At 37.7% G+C, this 11,796-nt stretch carries 7 protein-coding genes; 6 read left to right on the top strand and 1 reads right to left on the bottom strand.

The genetic code is table 11. From position 1 onward, the window contains the following. The first annotated feature begins 8 nt into the window (after positions 1-8). From ACKI39_RS07045 to ACKI39_RS07020, 6 genes are all read left to right on the top strand, one after another. Complete coding sequence (locus tag ACKI39_RS07045) at positions 9-779, top strand: amino acid ABC transporter substrate-binding protein (protein WP_407399026.1); 771 nt, start codon at positions 9-11, stop codon at positions 777-779. A 154-nt stretch (positions 780-933) separates the two neighbouring features. Then, complete coding sequence (locus ACKI39_RS07040; protein ID WP_407399024.1) at positions 934-1,608, top strand: amino acid ABC transporter permease; 675 nt, start codon at positions 934-936, stop codon at positions 1,606-1,608. Next, positions 1,592-2,356, top strand: coding sequence for an amino acid ABC transporter ATP-binding protein (locus tag ACKI39_RS07035; RefSeq protein WP_407399022.1), 765 nt, complete (start codon positions 1,592-1,594; stop codon positions 2,354-2,356). Before ACKI39_RS07040 ends, ACKI39_RS07035 begins: the two co-directional genes overlap by 17 nt. A gap of 164 nt (positions 2,357-2,520) precedes the next feature. Further along, complete coding sequence (locus tag ACKI39_RS07030) at positions 2,521-2,799, top strand: hypothetical protein (protein ID WP_407399020.1); 279 nt, start codon at positions 2,521-2,523, stop codon at positions 2,797-2,799. Positions 2,800-3,625: 826 nt separating this feature from the next. Continuing rightward, entirely contained in the window at positions 3,626-4,465 is an 840-nt protein-coding gene (locus tag ACKI39_RS07025; RefSeq protein WP_407399018.1) for an ankyrin repeat domain-containing protein, read from the top strand. Between the two features lie 95 nt (positions 4,466-4,560). After that, complete coding sequence (locus ACKI39_RS07020) at positions 4,561-4,815, top strand: hypothetical protein (RefSeq protein ID WP_407399016.1); 255 nt, start codon at positions 4,561-4,563, stop codon at positions 4,813-4,815. A 96-nt stretch (positions 4,816-4,911) separates the two neighbouring features. On the opposite strand, the gene ACKI39_RS07015 is transcribed toward ACKI39_RS07020, so the two are convergent. Next, a complete protein-coding gene (locus ACKI39_RS07015) occupies positions 4,912-11,796 on the bottom strand; it encodes a hypothetical protein (protein ID WP_407399014.1) in 6,885 nt (2,294 codons plus the stop codon).

Raw genomic sequence — 11,796 nt, 5'->3', positions numbered from 1 at the left:
AGTAGAATATGAAAAAAATTATGACAGTTCTTTGTGGACTCATGGCATGTCTTTCAATGGCATCGGCAGCAAAGAAGAATGCAAACAAGTTTGTTCTTGGTCTTGACGATTCATTCCCACCAATGGGATACCGCGATGCAGACAACAACATCGTAGGTTACGACATCGACCTTGCAAAGGAAGTTACAAAGCGCCTTGGTCTTGAGCTTGTATGCCAGCCAATCGACTGGTCTGCAAAGGAAATGGAACTTAAGACAGGAAAGATCGACTGCATCTGGAACGGCCTTACAATGACAGAAGAACGCCAGGCTAAGATGGCATTCACATCTGCATACCTTGAAAACGCTCAGGTTGTAGTTGTTCGTGCAGACAGCGGATACAAGACTCTTGCTGACCTTAAGGGAAAGAAAGTTGGTGTTCAGGCTGGATCTTCTGCTCAGGATGCATTGGACGAAGCAAAGGAATTCAAGGCTTCCCTCAAGGAAGTTGTAGAATTCCAGGAAAATGTTACAGCCCTCAATGACCTTGAAATCAAGAGCATCGACGGTGTAGTAATGGACCTTATCGTTGCCAACTACAGCATCCAGCAGGGAAAGAAGAATTTCGTTGTTCTCGGTGAAACACTTTCTCCAGAAAAGTACGGTATCGCTTTCAGCAAGAAGAACAAGAAACTTCGCGACAGCGTTCAGAAGACTCTTGAAGACATGGCAAAGGACGGAACACTTGCAGAAATTACAAAGAAGTGGTTCGGTTCTGACATTTCAAAAATCGGTAAATAATTTATAATTCATAAGGAGATGTCCAATAAGTATGATTTACGGTGGTTGAGCCTGTCGAAACCACCACGTATAGTGTCATTGGTCATTTCGACAGGCTCAATGACCCTGCCATGAATACTTATGGGCAGGCCCTTGTGAAATACCATTTAATTTTATGATTGAATACATTACAGACTACATTTCAGATTTAAGCTTGAACAAACTCATTCCTGCCATGCTTAAAAGTACTGGCGTTACTCTCGAAGTTTTTGTTCTTGTATTGTTGTTTTCAGTTCCACTTGCACTTTTGATCTGCTTTGGTCGTATGTCCCGCATCAAGGTGATTTCGGAAGTTACAAAATTCTTCCTTCTTGTCATTCGTGGAACTCCTTTGATGCTGCAGCTCATCTTTGTTTATTTTGCACCGCAGATGATTTTTGAAATCGGCTTTGACCGTTTTACAGCGGGTATCATCGCCATGGTGATAAACTATGCTGCATATTTTGCGGAAATCTATCGTGGTGGAATCCAGTCAATTCCCCAGGGGCAGTATGAGGCTGGAAAAGTCCTTGGCTTTACAAAGAATCAAACTTTCATGCGAATCGTAATGCCTCAGGTTGCAAAGAAAATAATTCCTCCTATGGGAAATGAAGTAATAACTTTGGTAAAGGATACAGCGCTTATTCAGGTTCTAGGGGTTGCAGAACTTTTCCATGTTGCAAAAACCCAGAGCGGTGCCCTTGTAAGCGTAATGCCTCTTTTTATTGCAGGCGTTTTCTATTTCATCATGAACTGGGCTGTTTCAAAGGCCTTTGATTACACGGAGAAAAAACTTGACTACTACAGATAATGAAATAATCAAGGTTGATCACCTTAAAAAATCTTTTGGCAGCCTTGAAGTTCTAAAGGACATTTCTTTTTCTCTTCATCAGGGAGAAGTTCTTGGAATTATCGGTCCAAGCGGTAGCGGAAAATCTACTTTGTTAAGATGCATCTGCCAGCTTGAAACTGTTACTGACGGAACAATAAACATCTCTGGAAGAAATCTTGTTGAAAACGGAATCTATACGGACAAAAATACACAGAGGGCAATAGGTCTTGATATCGGCCTTGTTTTCCAGAACTTCAATCTGTTTCCGCATTTTTCTGTATTGAGGAACATTACGGAAGCACAGCGCATTGTCCTTGGAAAATCAAAGGAAGAGTCAGAAGCCGTTGCCATGGAACTTCTTAAAAAGATGGGACTTGAATCAAAGGCAAGCAGCTATCCATGCGAACTTTCAGGCGGCCAGCAGCAGCGCGTTTCCATTGCCCGTGCTCTTGCCCTTAAACCACAGGTGCTTTTCTTTGATGAGCCTACATCTGCATTGGACCCGGAACTTACGGGAGAAATCCTAGCTGTAATCCGAGAACTTGCAAAGGAAAAAATGACCATGGTTATCGTTACACATGAAATGTCCTTTGCCCGTGATACAAGTGACCACCTTATCTTTATGGATGGCGGTGTAATCGTAGAGCAGGGTAATCCTGTTGAGCTCATAAACAATCCAAAGGAAGAAAGGACAATCCAGTTCCTTAAGAGATTCAACGATAAATAGTTTTTCAGGAAAATAAGGATGAAAAAAGTAATCATTATTTTCTTGATGCTGCAATTTTTTCCATCACCATTGTTAAGAATACAAACTCAAAATTCAAATATGGCTATTGGGAAATGACATATCCGAAACATTTGTCCAAGGTTTATGGTTTACTCCGTTCATATATGAATAATGTAGAATTTGATTTTAAAGAAATCTCTTATGATGATTCAGGTGCAGTTCAAATACAATATGTCATGATAATGAATAAAAACGCAAACCATCCCTTCAGTAAATTTATTGGAAAAAACGATGATGATGTCTTAAGAAAATATTCCAAAAATATTGATTATGAAAAATCCAATTCAGAATTAAGATATGATTCAGAAGATTGGACATCTTTCATTCAGTTTAACATAAAAGATGAAAAGGTTAGTCGGATTGTTATTGGGAAGAATTTATAAGCTTATGAAATGCTCTTTTGAATTTAATAGTTTCTCCCACAAATTGAAATTGATTGGGGATAATGGAAATGGAGATGTGATATGTTTTCTTTAGCATATGATGTAATTATGGTTTTTGTGAGTATTGCTATATTGCTTTATTCAATTTTTTACGTTTCTCGAAATGGGAAAAAGGATAGTAAATTATGGAGCAGGCGATTAAATGTAATAGCTACGGCTATGTTAGTTGGTTTTATAATTGATCTAATAATGAACTTTTTTTATTTTTGGTAAATCAAATTTAATTACTCCTATAAAATCTGATTATAAAAATTCAGCTTATTGTGGTATATTTATAAACAGATTAATTGAAGGTAAAGAAATGCCATACGATGTATTAGAAAAGACAATTAATTCATTGCCAGAAGAAGCAGTAATTGTTTAGTCAGATGATTTTAATAATGAACAGAAGAAAATCAAATATGATTTCATAATTTTACTTGCGATTATAGGTCAAATCTCATGAAGGTGTTTTTCATATCTGCCACTGTTTTAGGAATGCTTCTTTTTGTTGTACTTGATTCAAAGTTATATTTAATCGCTTCTGTAATAGGTCTTTTGGGACTTTGTTATTTTGTTTGGCAAAGGATTTCTCATAACAGTAAATCAAGTTATCTCGATTATAAGATGCTGGTGTTGTACATATCCGTGATAATTGCTTTCCTATATGTAATAATAAAATGATGAGAATTAATTCTTTAAATGAAAGGATTATTTTTTGTTTGTGGTTTAGTGATTTTGGGTTTACTTGTAATAATGGGTATTATATGCAGGGGGTTCTATGTTTATGAGGAAATTTATTGTTTTCATTTTTAGTATTGCATTTAATGCATCCATGATGTTTGGCTTGGGTTTTGGATGGTCAATTATTGAAACTAACAATCCCAAAATGGGGGAATGTTCAGTAGATGTGTTTGAAGGAACGGATCTATATGACTTTGCCTGCTTGGTAGACAAACAGGATGTAAATGGAATTAAAAACAGTTATTCAAAATATGAAGGACTTTTTGATTCGCTGGAATCGAAGGGGACTGATAATAAGCATGTCCATTTGAAATTGATGCATTGGGCAGTAGGCAATAAAAAATATGAAGCCTTGGAAACATTGCTTGTACTGGGAATGAATCCCAATGTGCTGGTTGAATATGGGGATTACAAATTATCCCCATTGTATTTTGCATTGTTCAATTCAAGAAATCATGGGATTAATGAAACCGATAAATTCATTTCACTCTTATTAAAATATAAAGCTGACCCTAATATTGGCAGATCTCCCTTGTGGTGTTTTACAAGTGCAGAATCAGTCAAAGGTGATTTGGGCAAGTTGAAATTATTGGTTGATAATAGTGACATCAATTTGGAACAGTATGGATATCTTGATAAACCTCTGTTCATGATTTTGATTGAAAAAAGATCTAGCAGCCTGGATTTGGCAAAATATTTACTGATAGATTGCAGCATAAACATTGACTGCAATTATTTCGATGATGATGGTTTAAAAAAGAAAAATGAAATGACCAATTCCATTGATAGAATTAAATTTCTTTCCAAAGATAAAAATTATAAATTCAAGAAAAACAAAGACTTTTTGTTGATACTTGAACGAGCAAAATCCTGTTCGAATTGAAATGGGAAAGTTAATTTTTTGATGAAATTTGATGCTGGCAGTTTGTCATGGCATGGTGTAAAATATTTGTATAGCAGTTAATTTAAGGGGTAAGTATGGGTAACATTTTTTCATTTCCAGGTTCAGGAAAAAAGACAGAAGGAAATTCTGAAGAAACAACAACAACTTTTGAATATGAAAAGCTTGTAGGCAAAATCTGCCACTCAAAGGAATTCTGCAAGACAGGCATGATTCTGGCTGTAAAAAAAGACGCAAAGGATAGAATTCAGTATCTGGTTTCAGATGTTGATGCAGGCCTTGGCCTTATAAGCGACAAGGATCTTCTTGAAAAATGGGACATTGAAGACTAGTTCCGCTCTTGATTACTAAATAATGAACCTGGAATGGCGGACTTAAGATTTGAGTATTTGCCATTCCAGGTTTACTTCAGCTGTTAGATCATTTCTTTATTCCGTTTCAAGTTCTCCTGTGAAATCATAGAATACTCTGACATAATTGGCGATTGAATATGTAGTTATGTCATGTGAAGCTGATGTACCTGCAGTTCCCGCAAAATGAGAAATTAAATTCAACTGATATGTATAAAAGTCCGTTGCTTTGTTGTCTATAGTAGAAGTCCAATATATTCCTGCTACATCAAGAGGAGTTACATTCAATGCATTCAGAGCGTTGTTTATCAATGAAAGTTCATTTTGAACGAAATTAAATTCCTTAACAGTTGGAATATACCATATTTCGCCTGTAAATCCATTTAATTCAATTGCAGAATAATGTGCTGCATAACTGAATGTAGGGAAACTTTGTGAAGAACTTGCTCTGGCATTACTTCCTGTAATTGCATAAGGCACATTGATACCAGCCCAATTCTGCATTGGCTTAAAAGCACTTGTCTGATATGTTTCAAGATTATCTTTTCCCATACCGTCGGTAGTTCCACAAATTGTTTGACTCGTTGTCTTTATAAGGTCTATAACCTGATATGATTTTGCTTTGTCCCCTGTTCCCAAAGTTTCTGTTACATCATTAAAGAACTTAAGTTTTCCAGGATAATAATAATCTTGTGTTGGAACCTTAAGTCCCATTCCAAGTATCTGTGTACATTCTGAAGCAGCTGGAGTGGCTGAATTAGTTGCATATCCGGTTCCAGAAACAATAAGCGCAATTGGTTCTCCAATAGAAGGATTTTCAAGATAGTCATCAAGGGCACATACATATTTTTTTGTAGAGTTCAATTTTCTGTAAACAATATCTCCTGGACCTGCTATTGAAGTTGTTAAACCAGACAAAGTTTTTCTTGAAGGAGTAAGGAATCCATATCTGTTTGCAAGTCTGATGTATGCAGACTGAAAAGCTGTTGAACGTTTAAGAATACTTACTGTTTCATCATATCCATTTGTACTGAAATATGGTTTTCTAAAATGACATCTACTAGTACTTGATGAATAATAAACTAGGTATGGATAATCAGTTGAAGTTGGATCATTATCTGTAATATATCGAACATAAACTGTTGTTCCCCCGGCTTTTCTCAAAGCAGCAGGTTTTTTTAAATTTGCACCCTGTTCAGAGTCTTTGAACTCAGGTCTTGGATATTCAAGACATATTGTTCTTTTTTCTGTTTCATTACCTTTAGAATCTATTGCCGAAATTTCAAACTGATGTATACCTCCAAATGGAATGTTGAAATTCAAACCAAAAGTAAAGGTTACAGTTGTGGTTTTTCCAGTTTGTTTACTTGATGTGAAATTTGCTGCAGTGGTTATTGTTTTGCAGGTTTCAATTAAATTGCCTGCACATGAATAAACCTCTGGATAAAGATCAGAATCAAAGGCTCTTGCAGAAGTTATGCGTACTGTAGACTTTTCATCATTTTCAGTCATGTAATACATGTTTGCATAAAGGCCAACAAGTTTTTCTGTTACTTTGACTTTTACAGGAACATAATCCTCATTTCCAGGGAAGTTTGCATTTGAAGCTTCCAATGTTACAGAGAAACTGTTAGAACCTGTTTCTCCTGTAAATACATTTTTCAAACTTGTTGAGGTATATTTTGCTTCATTGCTTGCAATCTGAGTTCCTCCAGCTGCAAGTGCCTTGGAATCTATGTAGTAATTCTGGTTCGTTGCAGGAGAAAGAGTTGTATTTGCAGAGATTGTAACAGTCTTAATCGCTGTTGTATTAGTCAAATCATAATATGAACCATTTTGAGTATTTGTGTATTTAACTGGATAATAACTTAATCCACAGCTTTCAAGGGTTGGTCCTAAAGAACCTTTTACATATACTGGAACAATTTTATATCCATCTACAGAAGGGGCTGTAACTGTCAGTGTTCCTGAAATTTTTTGTCTTGAAGCAGAAGCAACTGTAAGATTTGAGAATGAAAGTCCTGCAACAGATGTTCCTGCAGTTATTGAAGATGGACCTACAGAATAGGTTGATTTTAAAGTTCCTGCGGAATCATATACCTTAAATTCTTTAAGATAATAACCAGTGGATGCAGTGTAGATAAAGTTCAGCTTAGTCGAAAGCAAACTTGGAGATGAGTATGCCTGAGCCTGAGTTATATTGTTTATTTTCAGGGTACCAGGCGTTGTGTCATCTTCTTCGTAATATGGCTGCTCAAAATTGATGACTGGTATTTTATATACATTAGGCTTAAGTACGATATTTGCACCTTCAAAAGAACGAATCTTTCCTGTAAGTACATAGTTTGTACCATCGAAATTCTGTTCAATTTCATGTATTATTGTAAGGGTTTCTTCGTCTGCATCACCATTTTTATTGTACAAATTATAATCGCCATTATAACCGCATGAAAGTTCTTCATTTGCTGGAGAATACGCCTTTAATGATACTACTGCAGTATTTGGATTGGAATCTTCTGGAGACTCTGCGTTTTCTGTGTAAACAGCAAAGCCTTCCTTAAGTTTAATTGAGAATTCGTAATTTCTTGGTTGGCCGCCATTTGTATAAAGAGTCTGGGCTGAAATGCTGTCGCTGCTTGTACGCTGTCCGTTAAAGGTTATGCTTGTAATATCACCAGCATTGATGCTCTGAATTGCAATTTTAGGTTGTGTATAAATTCCTGGTTTGATTGTATATGTTCCGCTTTTTACGCGGATTTTAGCAACGGCTTTGTAGTTTCCATTTTCCATAGAAACAAGATGACAATCGTAAATTATAAGGTTGCTGTTAGAATTGAATGCAGGACATGTTGTAGATTCAGTAATCTGTAAACCTGTGGTTAAACGAGTTCCAGTTGAGTTGTATACTTTGAACATAGACTGTGAACTGTATTTATAAGCACCTTTGCTATCTGATGGAACAGCCTCAATATCATAGTCAATATATTTTGTAACATAAGTGGTTCCACTCTTTTCATAGTCGGAAATTATGGAAGCAGTAACTGATCCGCCTGATACTGTATTGTTTCCTAAAGTAAGTCGGGTTGTATCTCCACTAGTTTCTTCTGCCAATGTGATTCTTGGGAATGTAGTGATTTTCGGATTGAGGATAATTGTTTTTTCAGGTTCTTTTAACATGCGAAGTTTACCTGTTACAGTAACAACGCCTGTTTCTTTGTTTACGCTTGGTAAAAGATTATAGCACACTGCATCCTGCGTTGTGTAGTTTGAGAATGTTGGATTTATCGTGCTTCCTGCGTTTGCAACTGTTGCGCCAGAGAATGAGAGAGTGCTGTACATGTAATTGGTGTTTGTTACGATCCTAAAATCATAATCCCTGCCTTTTTTTACCATTGCTTTTGAAGTAGAAGAAGGAACAGATGTTGCATTTGTGTCGTCTGCTACATAGAAATATGAATGCTGATAAGTAACCGGGCTTACAATGATTTCAGAATTGATATCCTTTACTATCCTGAATTTTGCGGTAACTGTTTCTACACCTTCCGTTGCCTGGCTTTCAACTTTACTTGTTCTGTAGATTACTGCAAGAAGCTTGGAACTGTTGCTTGCAAGTGCTGTCTTTATGCTTGTCAGAGATTTTGTTCCTGTAAGCTCCTGGGTTGTTTCAAGGTCTACGACAAATTCTGCAGCGGAAGTTCCGGCGGAACCAGCAGCATCAGAAAGTGTCAGAACTGGAATTACTGAACCGTTGTTGGATACAGTCCATTTATCAAATCCATATCCGCTGGAAGAAAGATAGCTGATGTCGTAGTCTTCTCCGATGAAGATCGACTTCTTTATGGAAGGAGAAATTGATCCCTGGTCTGCGGCTGCAATGGACATCTGGAATCCTGGTTTGCCTTTTACCAAAGGTTTTACGGTAACTGTAGTGTCAGGAATCAATACTGTCAGAGTTCCTGTTACTCGTTTTTTTATCTGTCCCTGACCGTCAGCAATATTTTCTTCCCTGACATCATGAATTACGATTTTTGCATTGGCGGCCTTTGCTTTTGCCTGACTAAGAGTTCCTGTTGTCAATACATAAGAATCCGTAGAATTTTCAGATGAAGATATGTCTGTAAATTTTGTTGAATCTGCGGCAAATCCTTCGTAGGTAAAACCATAGGTTGTTTCAAGCTTTATTCCAATGCTGTTGTTTGCTACCTGATACAGGAATTCTGCTGAAGACGGACTTGTTGTACCGGCATCTTCTTCCTCTGTTGCATAATTAGCTGAACCTGAAAGAACCGGTACGGAAAAATTAACTTTAGTAAGTTCTGTAGCCGTTGGTGTAACTATTACAGCATCCCCGTGATTTTTTGTTGACTTAATAGTTCCCTTTACGGTGGTTACGCCATTGCTTGCAGTTGTCTGGCTTGTTACTGTTATGCTTGTGTTTGCTCCGTTTGCTGGTGTTCCAATAGAATTGAACTTATATCCTTCTTTTGTCTTAAGTTCAAAATTGAAAAATCTGTCTTTTGGGATGTAGACGGCAGTGTCATAAGAGGTTGCCTCAAATGCAGAACCTGTGCTGAACTTTATTGTGTTGTAGATTTCTGGAGTTACTGAAATCTGAAGGTTCTTTGGTGGAACTTTGTTTACATAAAGGGTTGCAGTCTTTGTAGTTATATATTCGCCCTGAATGTTAGGCTGTACTTCAGCTTCCCTGTCGTTGTTGTAGATTATGATGTTCTTTGTATTGAGCGCAGAATTGAGTGCAGATGTAAGATCGTTTTCCGTGTATCCTACGTTTCCGCTGTAGTCATCATATCCACCGGCTTCATTTAGAATCTTTACCTTCCAGATTTCATTTCCTGCCGTTGCATTTTTGGTAGATTTATAGGTAAGGTCGATTTTTGTTCCAAGATAAAGGTTTCTTTCATCTGATGGAGAAAGGGTGCCACAATCAGTTCCGTTGAGCACGAAGTTTACACTTGGTACAACCTTTATTACTGGAATAAGGTGAAGACTGAATCCATTAAGTTCTTTCTTGAAGGAAATATCCACTGTTGCTTTTGTAGTTCCTGCATTTCTTCCTTCTGCTTCAAAATTATATTTTGGATTTGATATTGAAATGTATGAAGCTGGATTGTCCGAGGCTGCAGAAGCGTCAAAAGAAAGGATGCTTCCATCAATGGCATCCGTCGTTGATTTTGTGCTTTCTGTTATCCAGCTGGATCTGCTGTTCGATGCATTTACCTTTTCAAGTCTCCATCCTTCAAAACTTAATCCTGCTGGTACATTGACGGTTGCGGTATAGATTTTACTTGCCGCCATCTTTACGGTTCTGTTGGAGTCTGTTCCAGATGTAATTGAGTTTCCTCCTGCAGAAAGTGTCACTCCACTTGGAGTTCCATCGGCGAAGGCAATGTTCATGCTTGGCTTTTGAACTACTACAGGCTTGATGTTGAGTGCAGTACCAAAATTATGTTTCAGCGTCACGCTTACGGAACATGTGCTTGCTCCTGAGTCGTCTGTCATTACAGAAGATCTTGCGATGTCGATTCTGGATTCATCTGCTGCATCTGCCAAGTTGATTCCTGGTGCTGATGTTTCATATACAAGCCACTTTGTGTCTGAAAAAGAATAGTCTTCAGTCGTTCTATATGTGATGGTGTATTCATAGCTGTTCATCATCATGCGGACGGTATCATTGTCCAGATAGCCTGCTCCTGTAAGGCTGAATCTTCCAGCTGAACTGTAACCGTCAGGATCCTTGATGTTTACTACAGGATATTTGAAAAATACTGGTTCAAGGAAATAGCTGTAACTCAGATGATCCATATCATCCTTGAGAGTAACTATGATCGATGAATTTACTTTTCCTGCAGTCTTGCCAGTTTCTGCAACTTCATAAGATGGATTTTTAACTTCTATGTATGAATCTGAATAGGTAGTGAAATTTCTTGTATCTGTCGTAGTCCTGCTGTCCGCTGCAAAACATTCTGTTTCGCTGTAAGGACTTGAATTGTTTCTCTTAAAAAGTCTCCAGCCTGAAAGGCCAACCGATGGATCCGTCTGCAATGTAAGTGTGTATGGCGTTCCCTTTGCCATGCTGACGATGCCAGAATGAGACATTTTTACAAGGTCTGCATATTCAGGTGCAACTTCTACATTCATTCTTGGATATGTTACAAGATTTGGAGAGACATAGAATCTTCCGCTGAAATCATTGTCGACAGTGATGTAGATTGTACTCTGGGATCTTCCATTGGCAAGCTGAGTTCCCGTGTTCTTTGTAATTGTTATTTTGTCTCCATTTATGATCTCAGTTTCGTTGCCGAGTCCGTTTTTTCTATAAACCTTCCAGCAGTCTTCTGCATTTTCAGGAAAGCCGTAATCAACCGTGGAGGTTGCTGTGATAGAATATTCCTGGCCTGGAGTAACTGCTTTTACTGTCTGAGGCGGATTGAACGAAGCTGGAGATGGTGTAAGTCCAGAAAGGGCGGCAGGCAAGCATACTTCCATGACAGGGAATGCCGATACTTCTGGAATAAGTCGTATCTGCTTACCGACTTCCTTCAATAATTTAACAGTTGCGGTAGTCATGGTCTGCGAGTTGTTCATGAATTCAACGTAGCTTGAATCCAATTCCACGCAGTTTTCTGGGACATCTGGGTCATACAGTGTGTATGCCTTCCATCCGACGAAATTTCCTGAGGTTGCTTTAAGATTGAAGGAGGCGTTGAAAGCATATCCAACCTTTGCTGAAATGGAATAGTTCAATACTCCGCTTCCGACAGTTCCATAATCGTCATTGTTGTATCCTATTACAACGTTTTCGCTTGCAGCCTTTGCGTATCTGATTTCTTCTTCCAAAGCTTCCTTGTATTCAAGATTTGAATTCAAGAAGTTGTCGCATGAAAAAAACGTGATGGTTGCGGTTAAAATAGCTGCACTTAATTTGAGGATGTTTCTTTTCAT

This window comes from Treponema sp., from assembly GCF_045641405.1.
In the GTDB taxonomy this organism is placed as follows: domain Bacteria; phylum Spirochaetota; class Spirochaetia; order Treponematales; family Treponemataceae; genus Treponema_D.
This window is presented reverse-complemented; position numbering and strand designations above follow the sequence as displayed.